Source organism: Synechococcus sp. H55.10 (assembly GCF_047502715.1).
GTDB lineage: Bacteria > Cyanobacteriota > Cyanobacteriia > Thermostichales > Thermostichaceae > Thermostichus.
In genome coordinates this window covers 74,502-94,039 of record NZ_JANSJJ010000257.1, presented here as the reverse complement: position 1 = coordinate 94,039, position 19,538 = coordinate 74,502, and the positions used below count along the sequence as shown (strand labels likewise).

The following is a 19,538-nucleotide window of genomic DNA, read 5'->3' as shown; positions in this document are numbered from 1 at the left end:
CACCTACACCTCCACAGCGTACATCGTCGGCAGCGGCAGATGTGTATAAGCGCCCGCCCTGGGGGAGAGGGGGTGGGGGGGTGAGGGCATCAAGGCGCTCAATCACTGGCTCTACCCAAGCCTCCTTTCCCTTCTTGGTCGAAAGCTGAAACGAGCGCACCAATGGCATCTGACAACCGCAAGCTGGGTTTGGACATTTCACCGTTCTTGCCCACAGCCAAGCAATGACCGTTGCTTCTCCCTCACCCTGCCCTTTCCCTGAGGGAAGTTTTCCCTCACCCCCGTCCCCTCTCCCTGGGGGAAGTTTTCCCTCACCCCCGTCCCCTCTCCCTGAGGGAGAGGGGGGAAGGGGGCGGAAGGCGGCGCGGATTCGATCCAAGGCTACGGGGAGATTGGTTTCTACCAAGTGGCTACTCAGGCGCACAAAGCGCAGTCCCAGGCTTTCTAGCAGTTCCTGCCGTTGGCGATCCAAATCTTTTTGATGCTCGTGGATTGGCCCATCGACCTCTACAATCAAAGCCTCTTCCTTGCAGAAAAAATCGACCACGAATGTGCCGATCGGGTGCTGTCGCCGAAACTTACGCCCCTCCAACTGGCGATTACGCAACGCTTCCCACAAAATCGCCTCAGAAGGTGTAGATTGCCGCCGCAGTTGTCGAGCTACCTCCTGCATTTTCTTCTGAATTGCTGGAGGAACTTCCCATTTCTCCAACTCCCCCTCTCCCTGAGGGAGAGGGGGCTGGGGGGTGAGGGCCATCCCGCCCCATGGGAGAGGGGGCTGGGGGGTGAGGGCAACATCGCCATTGGGCAACTGACCTTGTGCTAAGTGGACTACAGATGGATCCCTCACCCTGCCCTCTCCCAGAGGGAGAGGGTTTTGAGTCTTCTCCCCCTCTCCCCATAGGAGAGGGGGCTGGGGGGTGAGGGCAATCTTCGGATACAAATGCCCGATCCGCTTAAAAGCCTCATCCCGCATCCATTGTCCGTAGTAGCGCACATCTGCCGCTAATCCTTGCGCCCCATACCACCGATTCAAACCGCAAACTCCCCCTCGCCCTATGGGAGAGGGGGTTGGGGGGTGAGGGCAATCTCGCCCTATGGGAGAGGGGGGTTGGGGGGTGAGGGCGATCCTGGGGGTTAATCGGCGGCTTGTCCTTAAATAGCGGCGGAATTTCGATCAGAGCCTTGTTGATGAGAACAGCCACCGGATTCAAGTCACTGGCATAAGCCTTGAGCCCCAACCGCTGCGCCTCCAAGGGAATTGATCCCCCCCCGGCAAAGGGGTCGTAAACCGGCGGCGCGTGCTTGGCAATGTACTCCCTGACAGCCTGGGGATCCGTGGGCGGATCCTCACCGCGATCCCAGGCCAAACAGCGGGCAATCTCCCGCTGGGCCGCATCCAAAACTCCTGAGTTGGGATCGTTCACATCGTCCCAAGAAACCAGGCCCCGCACCACTTGCTTGGTTTTGCCGTCCTTGTCTTTTTGAACTTCGATGCGGGCCAGAATGTCCAACAGCCGCTGTCGCTCCCGCTCTTGGTCGGCCTCGGTGGGGAACCTGTCTGGCCAACTGCTGGGATCATCCACCAAAGAAGCCCACAGAACCGCCCGACAAGCCGCCAGGGGCCGGCGTGCCCACCAGAGATGTAGGGTGCTGGGGTGGCCGTGGCGGATGGACTTCTCGCGGGCAGATTCTAAGTTGATGGCTTCCAGGGGCAGGGCAACTTCGATGAGCTTCTTGCGGCGGGACATAAGGAGCCAAGGCCAAGGAGGCGAAAACAGGGGGCAAAATATACTCTACTCGCTGCAGGCGGATCCCTTGGCCCCAGATTGGCTAGCTCTGCAGCCGGGGATCGGATCCCTGCTGCCAGAGCTCCTTCCACTTGTAGTTGACGCTACTGGCAGCAAAATCTGGCTCCCGCTTGAAAGGCCTTCTTACGTAGCGCACCTCACAGCCTTCCCCCGCCACTGTGTAAGTGCCTGCAGGAGTTTTGACCCTGAAGACATCCCCTTCTGGAAAATCCCGATCCGCCGGCACCTGAACCAGGGCAAGGATGTAGCTGTCGGGCTTATTCAAAGCTGTCAGAATTTCATTTTTCGTTACCGTTACCGTTTCTGCTCCTTCAACCCTGCCCTTGACCTCGATAAAGCGCAGGCCCTCCCTGCCTCTGGATTCGATGTCATAGCCCAGGTTTTCGGCACTCACATCGCGGGGCTCATATCCCAACGCCTGCTCGATGGCCATGACAGCGGCCATGGCCGCCTGCTCCACACGCTGGGTTTCGCGGGCAAAGGTGGCAGGAGTGGACTCCCGCTTGCCTTGCAGCCGCTGCAGCAACCCCACAGGGATCACCAGCGCCTTCCCCACCACCACCGGCGGCGAGGAGGATAGCTGGCGCTCCTGATCAAGTTCCGCCAGCCGCTTGCGAAGCCGATCGGCCAATTCATCGGCCCGCTGCCGGGCCTTGGCAGAGTTGAGCTTGGCATTGAGCTTGCCCGCCTGCTCCTCTAGCCGTAACTGGGCCGCCCGGTGATCCCAGTAGTTGATTTCTCGGGTGAGACGATCCTTTACAGCCCGCTCTGTTTTGTTGATGAGTTCTTCCCGCTGAGCCTTGACCTCCTGAAAATGCTGAGGAACAAGGTGTTCAATGGCGTAGGTGGTGACCTGCCCTTCTAGCTTCGCAGAAGAGAAGCTGGGAAGATAAGAGCTGGCTTGGGCTTTCAGAAGAGCCTGCTCTTCAGCAGTTAGGGGTCGATAGTCCAAGTAGGGAGCATAGCCGGCACTCCTTATCCTGAACTCCTCATTACCATCTCCCCCTCTCCCTGAGGGAGAGGGGGTTGGGGGGTGAGGGCCATCCCGCCCCATGGGAGAGGGGGCTGGGGGGTGAGGGTCATCCCGCCCCATGGGAGAGGGGGTTGGGGGGTGAGGGCCATCCCGCCCTATGGGAGAGGCCAGGATTTCCGCATATTGCATACGGCGGGAAATGACTCGCCGCTGGCCATTGCGATCAGTCCGCCCATCCTGGATAGCGTGCTCCAGGTACACCAAAACCCGCGGCGTCTCGGTGGGATCCCTTTCATCGACAAGGACGGATCCCTGTCTAAGTAAGTCTCTGTATCGTTCCAGAATAAGATCGATGGTGGCTTCCAGAAGAGGGTGGCCAGGGCAGACAAACTCTGCCAAAGGTTTTCCGGGAACGCTAACTAGGCTTTTATCAAAGGTAATCCGTTCGTATTTTCTGAGAATAGGCGCGCCCAAGCCAATCTGGCGATCCCGATTGCGAATGTCTGCCGGCACGTGGGTAATTTCGTAGCGTTTGGATTCTCGCTTTTGCACAGTGCCCCCTAAGTGTTGAAAGGCCTCTAGGAAAAAGGAAGCAATAAAATGAGGCTGGAGCTTCCGGGCTTCAGCTCGCTGCATCTCTAATCGAATCTGTTGCACCTTGGTGATGTCCATGGAGTCGTGGGCCAGAGCCCGTTCCTCCAGGAGCTTTCTCAGCCGTTCTCGATCTAGGTAATCTGCCACCTTCTGGTTTAGCCGAGCTCTCACCTCTGGATCATCACCATAGCGAATGGCCTCAATGAGCAGCTCTCGCAATTCCTTCCCATCAATAGCCTTGCCCAGCACGTCAAAGACCTTGCCCCCTAGGGCTTTTTGCTCGCTCTCCAGCTTCTTCAATAAAGCCAGGTAGACATCCCCCTCGCGAGTTTCTGCAGCCACCAAATTCCATAGGTGGCAGACTTCAGTTTGCCCAATGCGGTGGATTCGCCCAAACCGTTGCTCCAAGCGATTGGGATTCCAGGGCAAGTCGTAGTTAACCATTAGATGGGCTCGCTGCAGGTTGATCCCCTCCCCGGCGGCGTCGGTGGCAATCAAGATTTGCACAGCCGGATCCTGCTTAAAAACCTCTTCAGCCTTCTTGCGCTCCTCCCGACCCATGCTGCCGTGAAGAGTAACCACTGCTTCTGACTGCCCCAGCAGAGTTCTCACGCGGTCGGCCAGGTACTCAAGGGTATCCCGGTGTTCGGTGAAGATCACCAGCTTGCGCCGATGTCCACCGGCGTCGAACATTTCCCCTTGATTTTGCAACAGCTTGGACAATTCTTCCCACTTGCGATCCTGACCACTGCGTCGCACCCGTTCAGCCAGCTTTTCTAGATCCTGAAGCCGCTGAATCTCTGCCTTAAGCTGGACAATGGTGCGAGCGGCAGTTGCTTGATCTACCAACTCTTCTTCTTGTTTTTCCAGCTCGTCAGCGGTGTAGTCTTCAAAGTCTTCCTCCCAACCTTCCGCATCAAGCGGGGGAATAGTGACAGTAATATTTCTCGTTCCTCGACTCCGTAATTGTTCTTCCCTAAGCCGCTGCTCCAGCCTCTGTCGCCGTCGCCGCAAGGATTGGTAAATCGCTTCTGGAGAAGAGGCTAGCCGACGCTGTAGGATGGTCAGGGCAAAACCAACAGTTCTCTTGCGACCATCGTTGTCCAAGGCATCTACATTGTTAAACTCTTCTCGTACGTAATCGGTAACTTCCTGATAAAGCTTGGCTTCCAGATCAGACAAGGCATACTGGACGGTGTAAGCCCTTCGCTCTGGAAAAAGCGGCTTGCCGTCAAACTTAACCAAGTCTTCTTTCACCAATCGCCGCATGAGATCCGAGACGTCGCAGGTGTGAGCTCCATCTCGAAATTTTCCCTCAAAGCGATCTCCATCCAACAAGGCCAAAAAAAGCTGAAAGTCTGCTTCTTTGCCATTGTGGGGAGTGGCTGTCATCAGCAAAAAGTGGCGCGTTAGCTGAGAGAGCAATTTACCCAGCTTGTAGCGCTTGGTTTCTTTGATTTCTCCGCCAAAGAAGGATGCCGAAAGTTTGTGGGCCTCATCGACAACGACCAAGTCCCAATCGGCTTGCTTAAGTTTATATTGTAGGGCTTCATCTCGGCTAAGCTTATCTAGCCGGGCAATGAGCAGCGGAATCTCCTGAAATGGATTCCCTGTTCGAGCTGCTTCAAGACGATCGTTGGTCAAAATTTCAAAGGGCAAATGGAACTTTTGCACCATCTCCTCTTGCCACTGCAGGGTCAGACTGCCGGGGCAGACAATGAGACAGCGGTGCAGGTCACCGCGAATCAGCAGCTCCCGAATCAACAGCCCTGCCATGATGGTTTTGCCAGCCCCTGGATCGTCGGCCAGCAAAAACCGCAGCGGCTGCCGCGGCAGCATTTCCTCGTAGACGGCACTGATTTGATGGGGCAGAGGCTCTACCAGAGAGGTGTGGACAGCTAGGAGGGGATCGAAAAGATGAGCCAGCCGAATGCGATGCGCTTCAGAAACCAACCGGAAGAGAGCACCCTCTCCCTCGAAGTTGCAAAGGGATCCCTCCTGAACAACTTCCAAAGTTGGCTCTTGGTTGCGAAACAGCAGCTCTGCGTGGGGCTGCCCCTGGATGTCTTTGTAGATGACCTCGATGGCACTGCTGCCGTGCCATTTCACGTTGACGATGACAACGGCTTGGTTTGGCAGGATCCCTCTGATCCTTGCACCGGGGTTGAGATCTTCCAGTCGAGCCATAGACTGCAGGCTTCTAGAACTGCTGGCAGAAGCTTGTTCCAACTCCCCACTGCTATGTTGCCCTCACCCCCAGCCCCTCTCCCAGAGGGAGAGGGGGGAACAGGAACCGCCCAGCCCCTCTCCCACCAGGGAGAGAGGAGTGTCCTCATGTCAGGGATCCCTGTGGGCAGACAGAATGGCCTGGGCGGCCAGGTGACCGGAGAGGGTAGCCCCTTCCATGCTGTCGATGTAGTCTTGGGCGGTGTAGCTGCCGGCAAAGAAGAAGTTGGGCACAGGGGTCTTCTGCTGCGGGCGATAGGGATCCATGCCCGGCGCCTCTCGATAGAGGGAGTGGGCCAGCTTGACCACGCTGTACCAGGTCAGGTTCAGTTGCCGCGACGAGGGGAAGAGCTCGTGCACTTGGTGCAGCACGTGCTGGGCAATCTGCTCGTTGGGCATGGAGATGAAGGGATCCCCCGGCGTGAGCACGCATTGCAGCAGGGATCCCTGGCCGGGCTTGTAGTAATCGGCGGGGCTGGTGAGGGCCAGGTCGGCGAAGCAGGAGAAATCGGCATCGGCGGTGTAGAGGAGGTTGTCGATGCCAAGCGGCTGCGGGTGGTCGGCGGCGCGTCTGGCCCGGCCCTTCAGCTCCGTCACCCAGCCATCGAAGCGCAATTGCACCGTTGCCACAGGTACGGATTCCAGCTTGTAGAGGTTGTCGAACTGGGGCCACTGCCGCCACACCTGTGGGATCAGCCGTTTGGCCCCTTCCACCGCCGTTGCACACACATACACATCTGCTTCCACCCGCTCGCCATTGGCCAAGACCAGGCCGGTTACCGCGTGGGGAGGAGAGTCGCTGACTTCGATGCGGCTGACTCCCCGGCGGGTATGAACCTGGCCGCCGCGGGCTTGCAGGTAGCGGACGATGGGCTGGGTGAGGTAATTGTCCGGGGATCCCTTGAGGAGGTTGAGCTTGGAGGCATCTGTTTTGCTGGCAAACATCTGAAAAATGGTCAGCATACAGCGGGCGGAAATCTGCTCCGTATCAATGAAGCCCAGGGCATAGGCAATCGGGTTCCACATCCGCTTCAGGCTGGCCTCGGATCCGCCGTGCTGGCGGAACCACTCGGCAAAGCTCATCCGATCCAAGGCGCGAATCTGCCGCATTGCTCCTTCGTAATCCAGCAGGCCACGAATCAGAGGGCTGGTGCCCAGTGCCAGGGCGTTGCGCAGTTTATCGGCCCAGGAGAGCTGCTCTGTCGTGAAGAAGGCCTTGAGGCCGTTGAAGGGCGCTCCCAGGGGAAAGCGAAAATCAAGGCTGCCCGTATGCCCGCCGCGGTTGACAAAGGTGTGGAGGTGCTGCTTGGGCAACAGGTTCTCGTAGGCCCCCACCTTTTTCATCAGGGCAAACAAGTTGCTGTAGTTGCAGAAAAAAACATGGAGGCCCATCTCGATGTGGTTGCCCTCGGCATCCTGCCAGGAGCCCACCTTGCCGCCCACAAAGGGCCGCGCCTCGTAGATCTGCACCTGGTGCCCCGCTTCCGCCAAATCGACCCCCGTGACCAAGCCGGCCAACCCTGCTCCGATAATGGCTACCCGCATCGTGATCCCCTCAACTGAGCCCCGCCAAGGGCTGACGCAACTGCAAAGAAAGATGAACTCCTCTCATTCTGGAACAAAATGCGTCGGGGATCCCTGGCTTGACAAACGACCGCAAAACTTGCCATCATAAACTTCCTGATGCGGATGTAGCTCAGTGGTAGAGCTTCTCGTTGCCAACGAGACGGTCGCGCGTTCGAATCGCGTCATCCGCTTTTTGGGCCCTCACCCCCGTCCCCTCTCCCGGAGGGAGAGGGGAGTTGTTAGCGCTTGTAGAAGGTCTCCAGGCTGTGGCGGTCGCCCACAAAGCGCCAGTGCCAGGGTTCGTAACTCACCCCCTGTGGGTTGCCGCGGGGAAAGGACAGCTCAAAGCCAAAACGAGCGGCATTCTTCTCCAGCCACCGGAAGGCAGGGGTGGTCTCAAAGGCTTCTTGCGTGTCCCATTGGGGAAACCGGGCATCGCCAATGTCGATGGCATAGCCCGTGTGATGCTCGCTGTAGCCGGGGGGAGCGCTGAGCGCCGCCCGTTCTTCCGGTCGCAAAGCCCGCGATTGGGCCAGTTGAAAAAACAAAAACTCCTGCTCCGCTATCGAGCGAAACCCAGAGATAGGGACGAGGCGGATCCCGTCGGCTTGGGCTGCTGCGCTCATGCGCAGGTAGCTCTCAGCAGCCGCCTGGCGCAGGCGCACCTCTCGACCGTGGTAGCTGCCCACCACCCGTAGGCTATCTGCGGGGGCCTCGGCATAGGCATAGTGCCCCAGCAGCGAGACCCGTCCATTCTGCTCAGTTGGCTGCGCCAGAGGGGGCTGACTGGCTTCTTCCAGAACTGGGGGATCTGCTGCTTGCTGGGATCCGGGTAACTGATCTATCCCCCAACCCGCCAAGAGCACCAACCCAACCACTACCAGCCCCAAGCTCAGGCGCAACCTCAAGGTAGCCGCCGAACCTTGCGCTTTTTCCACCGAAGTGGACTGGCGACGCGCAACCGGAATGTCGTCGTTCATGCGCAAGGGCCGGGCTCTCAGAGAAGAACCGAAGAGATTTTACAGGCCCAAGTCTGCCAAGATATCGCGGGCATGGGTTTCGGTGTTGATGTTCTGATAGACCTTGGCAATTTTGCCCTCGCCATCAATGACGTAGGTCACCCGCTTGGCGTAACCGCCCCCATCCACATCGTAGGCGCGGGCGATCACCCCACTGGTATCGACCAGTAGAGGGAAGGGCAAGTTGTACTTTTCGGCAAACTTTTGGTGAGAGGCCTGGTCGTCCATGCTCACCCCCAACACCACCACGTCTTTGCTCTGGTAATCGGCGTAGGTGTCGCGGAACCCGCAGGCCTCTTTGGTGCAGCCGGGGGTGTCGTCTTTGGGGTAAAAGTAGAGGACAACGGTTTTCCCGGTAAAATCGGCCAGAGAAACTTGGTTGCCGTGGGTGTCAGTGGTGTTGAACCCTGGAGCAATGGTGCCAACAGCGAGAACCATAGACAGGTGACCTGAAGAGTGCGAAAAAGAAGGCTGCCCCCAGCATTTTCTTCAGCCCTGGTCGTCTCTGTCAAGCTGTTGCCGGCTCTGACCCGGCTGCCCGTTGCAACTCGGCCACCAGCTCTTGGAGCTCCGCCGCCAGCCTAGAAGGCAGCCGTCGCCCCAGGATTTCCGCCAGCGACCGGTAGTACCACAGGGATCCCTCTTTGCCGCCGGAGAAGCGCTCCCAGAGCCGATCCCCCAGTTGGCGAAAGTCTCGCAGGATGCAGCGGACGTTGTGCAGCTTGTCGGCGGCGGCCACCAGCAAGACCGAGGCATCTGCGCTTTCCAAGTGCTTGAGATAGGCCACTTTGCGCTCTTTCCAGTTTTCTTTGGGCTCGCCCAGGGAGCTATCGCTGTCGGTGTCTGTGCATCCCAGGATGATCTGCAGCACCCGTTCTCCAAAGTGCTCCCGCAACTCCCGTTCGATCTGGGCCCGCGGCTCGCCGCTGTAGCGGGGGCCATCCTCCAGGCTGTCGTGGAGCAGGGCGGCAATGGCCTCATCTTCGTCGGCGCCGTGCTCCAGGGCGATGGACGCCACCGCCAGCAGGTGGCTGAGGTAGGGGATCCCTGTTCCCTTGCGGGTTTGAGCAGCGTGCCAGCGGTGGGCGTAGCGCATGGCCTCGGCAAACCGCGGCGTCAACTGGGTGGACATGGGTATCTCTCCATCGAGGTTGGAAGTTGAGGGGATGGGTCAGGAATGGTCTGCTGTTGGTTGTTGATTTGATTATGGGGGCAACTGGCCGGAACCGCAGGGGTTCAGCCGCTGGCCGCCGTCTGTTTTGCCGGTAGGGGCACCGGGATCCCTGTCCCTTGCCAGGCACAGAGATCGACAAAGCGATCCGCCAGGCGAATCAGCTCCGGGTGTGTGCTGGGCCGGTAGGCGGCTACCTCCAGCCGGCAGCCTTGGCTGCGGATGTGCCGGAGGGCTGGCGCGAAATCCCCATCACCGCTCAGCAGCAGCACCGTCTCGTAGCGGGAATACAGGGTCATTAAATCCACGATCAGCTCCCCATCCAGATTGGCCTTGCGGCTGCCGTCGGCACGGGTGACGACCGGCTTGGTGACCACCCGGTAGCCCAGCTTTCTCAGCTCTGCCAGAAAACGGCGCTGGCCGAGGTTGTGCGGATCTGTACCGCTGTAGAAATGCACCTCCATCTCGGTTCGGCCCTGGGCCAGCCAGCTCAACAGTCCGGGGTAGTCGAGAGGGGATCCCGATTGCTGGGCGCTGGCGTGCAGGTTAGCGCCGTCAATAAACACCCCCAAAGCTTTGCGCGGGGAAGGGAGGGCTGGCTGGGACTCCACCTGCTGCTGCAGACGTTGCAATTGCGCCCGCATCGACTCCAGTTCCTCAGGAGTCGCCTGGGGCAGAGCATTGAGCCGCAGTTCTACAGCTTTGAGCCGCCGCTGGATCTGTTGAATGGCCTGCGTGGTGGGAGCCAGTTGCTGCCGCACCGATAAATGTGACGTAGGCCGAGCTTCGAGAGCGTCGATGCGCGCCTGTATCGTCCCCAGTTGGGCCGCCATCTGTTCCTGCTGCTGCCAGCTCTGCCCCAACACTTGGCAAAGCTGTTCTTCGCGGCGGCGGATGGCCGGGTAAGCCGCAGCCACAGGCAAGAGACCCCAGACGACCTGGCGGGTTACTAAGGCTGTCACCCCCAAAGCCAGGGATCCCGTCCACAGCCAGGTTAGGGAGAAGGTAGAAGTCCTACCCATGCTCATAGTCAGCTCTCCTCGGTTTGGGTGAATGGGTCTGATGGTTGCCGAGATTGGATTGCGCTCACCTCAGGGATCCTTCTTGAAGAGCGGGATGCCCAGCACTCACGGAGGCATTGAGGAGCAGCAATTCAACGACTGCAGTATGTCTGCTGTTGGAAGAGGGAGCTTCCCATTGCTGGCCGGACAAGTGGGCAACTCCAGTATTGAGGGCAGACAGAAGGCGCTCCTTTTTGCCGACCAGCCCCGTGGCTTGCCCAATCTGGAGCGGCGCGAACATGAAGGGAGCGGGGTCAGTTGGGGATCTCAATGGTTACGTTGGCCAACTGCACATCGTCATAATCCACCCAGGCTCCGCCAGGCTGCACGACCGTATCACCCCCCACCGGCACCGAGATATGCAGAGATCCGCCGAAAAGGGGAATGCTGATCGGCACTTGGGGACCACGGGTAACCCTGCTGGGCTGAATCAGGGTTTTGCCGGTGCGCAGCGTCACGGTATTCAGGCCCAGGCGCAGATGCGGCAGCGGCAGAGGGATGCGCAGGCCGTCTCCTCCCAACTGGATCTGCTCCACCTCCACCCCGTTTAAAAGCACTCGCATGGGAGACATATTGGCGCCGGGGATGCGGGACTGGCCGGCCCGATAGGCAGCGGCAGTATCCAACCCAATCAGGGATCCAATCCGCAAAACCGGTGGGCGAGGCGGCAGGCGTTCCAAAGTGAAGGAGCGGGTCATCTCCACCTCTTGGGCAGGGCCGAGAAATTGGCCGGCAGCCGCCGACTCTGGAGAATATTGGTTATCGCCCAGGCGGATGACATTGGCCTCCAGCACCAAAGTCGTGTTGGGATCCCAGCGCTCCAACTGCAACTGCCAGGGCCGATCCCCCCCCGTCTGTCTGTTGCCTGTGCTCTGGGAATAGGGCAGATAGTTCTCCAGCCGCGCCACCAAAATTTCTTCTGCCGGCAGCGGCCCCGGCAGGCGAAACCGCCCCTGAGCATCGGTGCGCACCGCGATCCCTGCCCCTGGAATGGCCACCTCCACCCCGGCCAAAGGCTGGCCTGTCAGGCGATCCACCACCTGGCCAGAGTAGGCAGAATCCAACTGCACCTGTCCGGTGGGTGCATCTGTGGCCGCCTGAATGCGCTGCTGCAACACCTGCCAATCGGCTTCTGTAATCCGCCCATCCTGATCGACATCGGCAGCCCGGATCGGGTCGTCGGTCAACTCCCGTTCTCCCCGCAAATAGGCCCCCAACAGGTTGAGATCCTGCACTGTCAAACGACCATCCCCATCCAGATCGCCCGCTTGAAAGGGCTGCGCTTGGGCAGAAGACAGGCCTATCCAACCCAGAGCAAGGGATCCCAGCAGCAAGAGAGAACGGGCTAAACAGGAGACCCTAGACATCGCAACTCTCCTGGGGAAAAAGCCAGGCAGCGTTCTTCATGTTTTAACGCAATTCACTTCCTCGCAGCAGGGTTGGCCGAGCCGGTACAGAGTACTCTTGAGCGCAATTTTGCTCGCCCGCCTTTGGCTGCAGGAGCCGAAAACTTGATGGTAGGATAACCGTGGTGACTTGCTTCTCCTATGGCTCGATACTCTTGCGTTACCCAGCTTGTGGGCTCAGCCGAGCAGCTAGGCGAGTCGATTCGCGCCATCTTGGAGCGCTGCCAACTCAATGTCCTCCACAACAGCTCTGATTACTGGGTAGCCGGTGAGCCCCCCGGAAAGAATCCCTACACCAAGCTGGTAACCGTGGAAGTGTTTGTGGATCGCACCCGTCAAGCCGCCGACGGCTCTGTACAGGTAACCTGTATCGCCAAAAATGAAGAGCTGCCCCTGAGAAGCGTTAACCACTGCCAACAAACCTTTGATCGCCTGAAAGCAGAGCTAGCCCAGTTGCAAACTCAACTGCAGCTTGCTGCCCAGCAAAAAGATGCTTTACGATAACAGAGCTGAGTTTACTCTGCTCCCATGGCACGTCGCTGCCAACTCACCAACAAGAAGCGCAACAACGCTTTTGCCATCTCCCACTCCCACCGGCGCACTAAGCGCCTGCAGGAAGTCAACTTGCAGTGGAAGCGCATCTGGTGGGAAGAAGGTAAGCGGTTTGTGCGTTTGCGCCTTTCCACCAGAGCCCTGAAGACCCTCAAGGCTAAGGGAGTAGGGGCCATGGCCCGCGAGGCCGGGATCGACCTCAACCGCTTTTGAGCTTTCGACCCCCTTGTGCTTGCCGGATCCAGCCCTCACAGCAACCCGAATAGCTTACGCGACTTGGGCTGTAAACCTGCCAGCAGCGTGTTGAGGGTGTCCCGTTGGGTCAGCTCGTTGGTGCCGCTGGCCCGCTCGATTAAGAGTTTGCGCATTTCGTCCGAGAGCTTGGCGTCGGTGAAGTCGGCGCCGACAAAGCTGGCCCCTTCAAGTTGAGCTTCTTGCAGGTTGGCCCCCACCAGGAGGGCTTGGTCAAAGTTGGCATGTTGCAACTGACAACTGGCCAGGACGGCCTGGGAGAGGTTGCAGCGAAAGAGGTTGGCTTGGCAAAAGTCGGCGGCAAAAAAGTTTCCTCCCGCCAGGTTGGCAGCCACCAAGCTGGCCTCGCGAAAGATGGAATGGCTGAAGCGCCCCCCCTGAAAGCTGCTTTTGTCCAGCTTGGCAGCGGTGAAGTTGCTGTAGTCTCCCAGGGCTTGACTGAAGCTGGATCCCCGCAGATCGGAGGCGGCAAAATTGGCCCGCTCCAGCTCGGCACGGCGGAAGTTGCACAGCCGCAGATCCGCCTGCTGCATGCTGAGCGAGCGCAGGTTGGCCCGCGTCAAGTTGGCCTTGGGCATCTGGATGCGGTCGAACAGGCCCCGCGAAAGGTAGGCGCCTTCGAGGTTGGCACCCAGCAGGGAGCGCCCTTCTCGCAGGGCTGCCAGCAAGTCCCTCGTGGTTTCGATGCGAACCGGCTCGGAGGGTTGAGAAGGGGGAGCACTCACGGATGGGTTGTTCCTCACAAGCTGGGACAGAAACTCGGTCAACCTAGCCGAGGACTGAGGGCTAACTAAGGATTCCACCTATCAAGCTAACGTTTGCGCCGCTTGCCGAGGTTAAGAGGATGTTAATAAAGCCAGTCCTGCTGGGTTGCGGGTAAGGAACAATCGGCTCCGATTTGTTGCATACTCGGGGCAGCGTTTCGTTAGTGAACCCCACCTTCCATGCAGGTAGCTTTCATTGTCGATCCGTTGCCCCAGTTGCAGGTGGGCCATGACACCAGCGTTGCTCTGATGGAGGCGCTGCAGAGACGGGGACACCGCATCTTTTGCTTGGGACTGGCCGATCTCTACTGGGATCAAGGGGAAACCTGGGCCGCCGTTGAGGAAATTGCCTTGGATCCGGCAGCAGATCCCTGGTACGAGGTCAAAGAACGGCGGCTGTTGCCCTTGAGCCAAATGCAGGCGGTGTGGATGCGCAAGGATCCGCCGGTGGATACGGCCTATCTCTATGCCACTTACCTTTTGGATCGCCTCTCCCCCAGCCGCACGCTGGTACTCAATCATCCTGCTGGGATCCGCTCGGCCAACGAAAAGCTCTACGCCCTGCAATTCCAAGAGTGGATCCCGCGTACCTGCGTCAGCAGCAGCAAACACCTGCTGCGCCAATTCGTCGAGCAGGTGGGGCAGGCGGTGCTCAAGCCCTTGGGTGGCAAGGGTGGGGAAGGGATCCTGCGGGTCAATGCCGGGGATCTGAACCTCAATTCTTTGCTCGAGCTGAGCACTCAATTTGGCCAGCTACCCGTGATGGTGCAAGAGTATTTGCCAGCAGCAGCGATGGGAGATAAGCGCATCTTGTTGCTAGAGGGAGAACCTTTGGGTGCCGTCAATCGCATCCCTGGGGAGGGAGATTTTCGCGGCAATGTGGCCGCCGGCGGTCGGGTAGAAAAAACCAAGATTACCGAAAAAGAACGGGCTCTCTGCGGGTCTTTGGCACCGGTGCTAAGGCAGGAGAAGCTCTATTTTGTTGGGATCGATGTTATCGGAGAACGACTAACGGAAGTGAACGTGACCAGCCCGACGATGCTTCGAGAGATCTCTCAATTGGAAGGAGTTGATCTGGCAGACCAAGTGGCCCAGTGGCTGGAGAAGAAGGTACCTCTCGAGAAGTAAAAAGCCCCACAAGGGGGCCTAGTCGCGACCTATAAAACTCTAGAGCACTATAAGGAAGGGCTCCATAAACAAGCTGTATTGAACACCGCATTGAGCACAGTTCTTAGAATCTCAGAAAAAAGGTCAGATCCGCGCAGCCGTTATCTTTTTTTTAGATTTTCTGGCGTGAAGCTAACCTCAAGACCCTCCGGTTCTGCTGGGGCGAGCTTTGAGTTGCTGCTAGGGGGTTAGGAGTCTGCCGGCGGCCTTTCTCGTCCAACCCAGCGCCAGGTGGTGGGCAGCAGGGCTGCTGCCAGCCCGCACTTCACCAGGTCTCCTGGTATAAAAGGGAAGACCCCTTTGTTGAGCACTGCCAAGAGAGAGGTGGGGCCGACATTCTCGTTCAGCCATACCCCCAGCCAGGTGGCTCCCAGGACGTAGATCAAAGCCGAGCAGGAGAGCATAGCCGCCGCCATCTTCCAAGGGTCGCGATCCACCCCCCAGCGCTCCACAAACCAGCCCATCAGCCCAGCAGCCAGGGGAAAAGCTAGCAGGTAGCCCCCCGTCGCTCCGGCTAGGTGTTTGAGCCCAGCTCCGCCGCCGCTGAAGAAGGGCAATCCCAAAAGCCCCTCCAGCAGATACAGCAGCAAGGCGAGAAAGCCCAGCCTGGCACCAAAGCCTGCTCCCACCAGCATCACGCCAAAGGTTTGTCCGGTAATCGGTACCGGCGTGAAAGGCAAAGGGATCCGCACCTGAGCCAGGGCCGCTACAAATAAGCTGCCTCCCACCACCAGCAGCAAGTCTCGAACGCGGGAAGGGCGAGGCAGCAGGGTTTGCGCCAAAGGTGTGTGAACAAAAGTTGCAGTCATAGGCTACTCGAAAGACTGAGATACAAGGGATAGCAACCCTCTGCCGGGATCTGCCGGCTATCGCAAAAAGTTTTGGTTAGGGATCCCGATGGCATTGCAGCGATTGGCCGGCAAAAGGGCTGCATCCCGTGCAGTATACCGTAACCGGCGGATCCCGCACCTAGGCACTAGCTTTATCAATAAAAATAAAATTGGGTCTAGAGAAACAGTCTGTGCAGTCGGCCTTGCGGGGAAACCCTATTGTTGGGAATAACCAGAAAAGTCCAACGGGAGAACCGTACCGAGCCCGCTGCAACTGCACAGCCCCCCAACTCAAAACCCAAAAAAAGACTGGCAGTGTGAGGTCTGCCAGTCTGAGCAGTTCCCTGTGAGTGAGCTGATGCCGTCGTTGCCAACGTCTTCAACCCGATCCCCAGTTTGTGTCGCTTCTTGCCATCTGGAAGTGATTTAGATCACCTGAGACTTGGGATCTTCAGCCTCGGCGAGCCCTTACAGAGGGAACACCTCAAAACAACGGCAACTGCTCCTCTTGCGCCGGGGCAGGTTCCTCCCAATTGGGATCCCAGCCCTGTGAGGGATCCGCGGCTTCTGCCAGCAGCTGACGGGCGGCGGCCAGCAACTCGTTGTGCAAAGGGGCCAGATCGCTGCGGTCGGCCAGATACTGCTCCAGAGCCGTCAGGGGCTCAAGTCGGCTGGGATCCAAGCCCGGCAGACGGATGCGGCCGGGGCCGATCACTTCCGGAGTGATGGTATAGCTAAAGGCAGGGGCGAGAGCATTGTGCAAAGCCCGCTCATCGACGCAGTCGAGCTGGTCGGGGCGTAGGCGGTAGATCAACCGCAGGATAGAGCCGGCCACCGGCGCCTTGGCGATGGCGGCCAGCAGTTTGGCCTGCACCTGCTGGGGCGGATCGGCGCTCAGATCCAGGCGGATGGTGTGAAAGGTGCGGGTGGGCAAGGGCAAAAATTCGTAGCTCGCACCTGTGGGGGTGACTTCGACCAGCACACAACCTTTTTCCTCTTTTTCCTCGCCAAAGTCCACCCGCTCAATACTGCCGGGATAGATCACCAAGGGATCCCGACACAGCACCTGATGGCGGTGCACATGCCCTAGGGCAACGTATTGGTAGGCAGGCCGCGCCAGCAGCGAGAGGGGTACCGTAAATCCTTTACCCACCGAAAGATGCCGTTCTGCTCCGTAGCGGGCCGTCTCTACCATGACGTGAGCCAGCAAAATCGCCGGGATCCCCGGCTGCAGGGTGCGGACCTCCCCCTCTAGGGCCAGATGAAGACGCTGCAGGAGCTGATGGGCGAGGATTTCCCCATCCAGTCCCAAGCTCTCTTGTTGCGTGAGCAGAGCGGAGCGGTTCAGCCAAGGTAAAGTCGTCACCTGCACCGGGCCGCTGCGAGTTGCGATCCGATGAGTTTGCAGCCTGTCTCCCACGATAAAGCCTGCAACCCCCAAAGCGCGGTAGATGGCCAGGCTGTTGCCCTCTTGCCCTTGCCCATACTGGTCGTGGTTGCCCACCAACAGGACGGTCGGGATCCCGGCATCGGCCAAGCGGCGAAATTGTTGGGCAAAAAGCTCTTGGTGGAGGGGGGGTGGTGTTGCATCGGGAAAAGCATCACCCCCGAACAACACCAGATCCACCGCTTGGTTGAGCGCATGGTCAATGCACAGGCGCAAAGAAGTCACAAAATCTTCTAAACGGGTGTTCAATCCGGTGGCCGGGTTGATGTGACCATGGGCAAGGCTGCTGCCCAGATGAACGTCCGCAAGATGTAGCAGCCTCACCATCTTGGATACTCTTGGAGTCTTTGAAGCCCTCTCATCTGTTGGGATCAACCTTGCCGTTCGCGTTAGCGGAGCCGAGTCCTTTGCTTGCCTGGCCTCCCAGATCCAGAGCTAGGAATCTTGGCTCAAGCTTGTCGGCGGGGTCTGGCTCGATCCAAACGCAAGGGCCGGCCCATGAACTCCTGCCCGTTAGCACTCTCGATGGCTTCATCTTCCTCGGCCTCGGTTGCCAGATCCACAAACGCGAAGCCTCTTGTCTGACCCGTTTCCCGATCTATCGGGATTGTAACCGACTTAACGTTCCACCTCTGCTGGAAGAAAGCTGCTAGTTCTTCTGTTGAGGCTTTATAGTTCAGGTTTCCCACAAAAATGGTCATAGCAATTCAAGCAAAGTAAGGCACCAATCAGCAAGAGGGGCAACCAGGCTCCAGGGTAATTCACTTCTATCATGGAGACTTACCGAATCGCACAACATGAAAGGATGTAAAGGGATCCCTGCCGGAAAATCCTCCCGCTTCCTGGTCCAAAATCTACCTTTGTCAAACTTTACAGGCCTGTACTCTCCCTGCCACCGGGTTGAATTCCTCTGCCCTCGCCTCAGCCAAACTCAGGCACCGCCGGGATCCCGCACCTTGCCATGTTGTTGCAATTTGTTAAGATGTGTATTAGATTGCTTGCACTACCTGGCCGGATCTGCGCTGTTGCAACCCTCTGCAGATCCCTAAACCTGAGCACCCTGAGGTGATAATGATGGACGAAACGCTAGATCTCTCCTTGGAGCAGCAATTTCGCCAGCGGGCTTTCGAGACCTTGGTTTCTCGGATGAGCCACGAGCAGGCCAAAGACATCTTGGTTAAACTGCACAAGCAAATGCTGTTGCAGGAAGCCACTTACCGCCAACTGCTGCGTCATTCCCTCAGCGCCTGATGCACGCCCTTTCGCTTCCCACTTGGTGGATTCACATCGCCAGTGTCTTGGAGTGGAGCGCTGCCATTGTGCTTGTGTGGCAATTTGGGGGGCGGGTGGGCCGGCCCGAGTGGCGAAGTTTGAGCTGGGCAATGCTGCCCGCTTTGCTGGGGGCGATGTGCGCGATCACCTGGCACTGGTTTGACAACGACCCCAATTTGGACTGGGTGGTAACTGCCCAGGCCAGTTTTACTTTAATCGGCAACTGTACGCTGGCCTGGGCTGCTTACCACATTTGGCGGGCTGAGGCAGCAGATGCACCTTCACGGGAGGGGGAGCCCGACTGAGCGATGAACAGTTTGTTTGCCCTCTCCTTGTTTCCTTACTTGGTCTTTTTGTTCTTCCTGTCGCGGCTGCGCCGGATCCCGCGGCTGGCCCTGACTGGGTTTTGGCTGCTGCTCCTTTTTGTGGCCATCAGCATCCCGGCAGGGCTGTACGCTCAGGTTCACTACGGCACTTCTCTGGCCAACGTGGATCCCTTGCATGGGGGGGCAGAGGCTTTTCTCACCCTCTCCAACATTTTGGTGGCCTTGGGCTTCAAGCAAGCCATTGACCGCCAGGGATCCCCAGAGGCTGGGGACGGCAGCTCTGAGTTGTAGTCATTGCAAACGAGCCTGAGCCAGTCTTTCGACCTGACACACTGCCGAGCCCAAGCGCTCCGCGCCGCTACCCTCACCCCCAACCCCTCTCCCTCTGGGAGAGGGGGGCTGAGCGGCAGACGAATCGCCTCGGCACGGCATGAACCGAATGTAAAATGGAAGTCTGGACTGGACGTCTGCTGTTGTTTATTCTGAGAGACCTGCCGGATGGTGGCCACTCTTTCTGTCCCCAAAGTGAAGCTCAAGCATCCGCCCCTGCGCATCTATCGCATGGGCGACAAGGTGCTGCGGCAGCCGGCCAAGCGTGTCAGCCAGGTCAACGATGAGATCCGCCAGCTTGCTCGCGACATGCTGCAGACCATGTACAGCTCGGATGGGATCGGTCTGGCGGCTCCGCAGGTGGGCATTCCCAAGCGCATGATTGTGGTGGATCCCCATCCCGACAAGCCGGAGGTGCCGCCGCTGGTGCTGATCAACCCGGAGATCCGCGAGTATATTGGCGAAGCAGTTGCCGGGCAGGAGGGCTGCCTGAGCATTCCGGGGGTATTTTGCGAGGTGATGCGCCCAGAAGGGATCGTGGTTTCGTTTAAAGATGAAACCGGTCGGCCCCGCACCATTCGAGCTGACGATTTGCTGGCGCGGGTGATCCAGCACGAAATCGATCACCTCAATGGTGTGCTGTTTGTGGATCACGTGGAAAACGAGCTGCTGCTGGATCAGGAGCTGCGCAAGCACGGCTTTCAGATGCAGGATGTACAGCGCAAAGGCAAGCCCTCTGTCGCCTCTCGCTGAAGCCCTGGCAAAGTTTTC

20 protein-coding genes and 1 tRNA gene are annotated in these 19,538 nt (G+C 58.6%); 8 read left to right on the top strand and 13 right to left on the bottom strand.

Features of this window, described 5'->3' with window-relative positions:
- The 4 genes from NW858_RS12895 to zds form a co-directional block, all read right to left on the bottom strand.
- The coding region (locus NW858_RS12895; protein ID WP_414520645.1) for a DUF559 domain-containing protein at positions 1-1,036 on the bottom strand (1,036 nt) is incomplete at its 3' end.
- On the bottom strand, positions 966-1,751 hold the full coding sequence (locus NW858_RS12890; RefSeq protein ID WP_414520644.1) for a DUF1156 domain-containing protein: 786 nt from the start codon (positions 1,749-1,751) through the stop codon (positions 966-968). The genes NW858_RS12895 and NW858_RS12890, both read right to left, overlap by 71 nt.
- Before the next feature lie 82 nt (positions 1,752-1,833).
- A complete protein-coding gene (locus tag NW858_RS12885; protein WP_414520643.1) occupies positions 1,834-5,565 on the bottom strand; it encodes a helicase-related protein in 3,732 nt (1,243 codons plus the stop codon).
- 150 nt (positions 5,566-5,715) lie between these two features.
- Positions 5,716-7,149 carry a 9,9'-di-cis-zeta-carotene desaturase gene (zds, locus tag NW858_RS12880; protein ID WP_414520642.1) on the bottom strand — a complete coding sequence of 478 codons (1,434 nt, stop codon included), beginning with the start codon at positions 7,147-7,149 and terminating at the stop codon, positions 5,716-5,718.
- Between the two features lie 140 nt (positions 7,150-7,289).
- Between zds and NW858_RS12875 the strand changes: the two genes are divergently transcribed.
- Positions 7,290-7,361 (top strand) — tRNA-Gly (locus NW858_RS12875).
- A 48-nt stretch (positions 7,362-7,409) separates the two neighbouring features.
- Here NW858_RS12875 and NW858_RS12870 read toward each other — a convergent pair.
- From NW858_RS12870 to NW858_RS12850, 5 genes are all read right to left on the bottom strand, one after another.
- The gene (locus NW858_RS12870; protein ID WP_414520641.1) at positions 7,410-8,150 is read right to left on the bottom strand and encodes a D-alanyl-D-alanine carboxypeptidase family protein; all 741 of its coding nucleotides are present in this window, start codon (positions 8,148-8,150) and stop codon (positions 7,410-7,412) included.
- Between the two features lie 39 nt (positions 8,151-8,189).
- Positions 8,190-8,627, bottom strand: coding sequence for a peroxiredoxin (locus tag NW858_RS12865; RefSeq protein WP_414335015.1), 438 nt, complete (start codon positions 8,625-8,627; stop codon positions 8,190-8,192).
- 70 nt (positions 8,628-8,697) lie between these two features.
- The gene (locus tag NW858_RS12860) at positions 8,698-9,321 is read right to left on the bottom strand and encodes an HD domain-containing protein (RefSeq protein ID WP_414426975.1); all 624 of its coding nucleotides are present in this window, start codon (positions 9,319-9,321) and stop codon (positions 8,698-8,700) included.
- 104 nt (positions 9,322-9,425) lie between these two features.
- Positions 9,426-10,388, bottom strand: coding sequence for an NYN domain-containing protein (locus NW858_RS12855; RefSeq protein ID WP_414520640.1), 963 nt, complete (start codon positions 10,386-10,388; stop codon positions 9,426-9,428).
- Positions 10,389-10,675: 287 nt separating this feature from the next.
- On the bottom strand, positions 10,676-11,788 hold the full coding sequence (locus NW858_RS12850; protein WP_414426973.1) for a dockerin type I domain-containing protein: 1,113 nt from the start codon (positions 11,786-11,788) through the stop codon (positions 10,676-10,678).
- Positions 11,789-11,968: 180 nt separating this feature from the next.
- Between NW858_RS12850 and NW858_RS12845 the strand changes: the two genes are divergently transcribed.
- Together NW858_RS12845 and rpmB are read left to right on the top strand one after the other, a co-directional pair.
- Complete coding sequence (locus tag NW858_RS12845) at positions 11,969-12,331, top strand: hypothetical protein (RefSeq protein WP_414335020.1); 363 nt, start codon at positions 11,969-11,971, stop codon at positions 12,329-12,331.
- Positions 12,332-12,355: 24 nt separating this feature from the next.
- Entirely contained in the window at positions 12,356-12,592 is a 237-nt protein-coding gene (gene rpmB / locus NW858_RS12840) for a 50S ribosomal protein L28 (RefSeq protein ID WP_414335021.1), read from the top strand.
- A gap of 35 nt (positions 12,593-12,627) precedes the next feature.
- Here rpmB and NW858_RS12835 read toward each other — a convergent pair whose 3' ends face one another.
- Entirely contained in the window at positions 12,628-13,356 is a 729-nt protein-coding gene (locus NW858_RS12835; protein ID WP_414335022.1) for a pentapeptide repeat-containing protein, read from the bottom strand.
- A gap of 219 nt (positions 13,357-13,575) precedes the next feature.
- Between NW858_RS12835 and gshB the strand changes: the two genes are divergently transcribed.
- Positions 13,576-14,523: a glutathione synthase gene (gshB, locus tag NW858_RS12830; protein ID WP_414520639.1), complete on the top strand. Its 948-nt coding sequence runs from the start codon at positions 13,576-13,578 to the stop codon at positions 14,521-14,523.
- A 227-nt stretch (positions 14,524-14,750) separates the two neighbouring features.
- On the opposite strand, the gene NW858_RS12825 is transcribed toward gshB, so the two are convergent.
- The 3 genes from NW858_RS12825 to NW858_RS12815 form a co-directional block, all read right to left on the bottom strand.
- Positions 14,751-15,371 (bottom strand): biotin transporter BioY, encoded by a 621-nt coding sequence (locus NW858_RS12825; RefSeq protein WP_414335025.1) that lies wholly within the window; start codon positions 15,369-15,371, stop codon positions 14,751-14,753.
- A 505-nt stretch (positions 15,372-15,876) separates the two neighbouring features.
- Entirely contained in the window at positions 15,877-17,166 is a 1,290-nt protein-coding gene (sbcD, locus tag NW858_RS12820) for an exonuclease subunit SbcD (protein WP_414520638.1), read from the bottom strand.
- Positions 17,167-17,288: 122 nt separating this feature from the next.
- Complete coding sequence (locus tag NW858_RS12815) at positions 17,289-17,540, bottom strand: RNA recognition motif domain-containing protein (RefSeq protein WP_414335027.1); 252 nt, start codon at positions 17,538-17,540, stop codon at positions 17,289-17,291.
- Positions 17,541-17,910: 370 nt separating this feature from the next.
- Here NW858_RS12815 and NW858_RS12810 point away from each other — a divergent pair, with 370 nt between their 5' ends.
- The 4 genes from NW858_RS12810 to def all read left to right on the top strand — a co-directional run bounded on the left by NW858_RS12810 (position 17,911) and on the right by def (position 19,520).
- A complete protein-coding gene (locus NW858_RS12810) occupies positions 17,911-18,090 on the top strand; it encodes an NblA/ycf18 family protein (protein WP_414335028.1) in 180 nt (59 codons plus the stop codon).
- Positions 18,090-18,416, top strand: coding sequence for a DUF2499 domain-containing protein (locus NW858_RS12805; protein ID WP_414335029.1), 327 nt, complete (start codon positions 18,090-18,092; stop codon positions 18,414-18,416). The genes NW858_RS12810 and NW858_RS12805 overlap by 1 nt, the downstream gene beginning before the upstream one ends.
- 3 nt (positions 18,417-18,419) lie before the next feature.
- Entirely contained in the window at positions 18,420-18,728 is a 309-nt protein-coding gene (locus NW858_RS12800; RefSeq protein WP_414335030.1) for a DUF3593 domain-containing protein, read from the top strand.
- Between the two features lie 207 nt (positions 18,729-18,935).
- Positions 18,936-19,520, top strand: coding sequence for a peptide deformylase (def, locus tag NW858_RS12795; RefSeq protein ID WP_414335842.1), 585 nt, complete (start codon positions 18,936-18,938; stop codon positions 19,518-19,520).
- Positions 19,521-19,538: the final 18 nt, after the last annotated feature.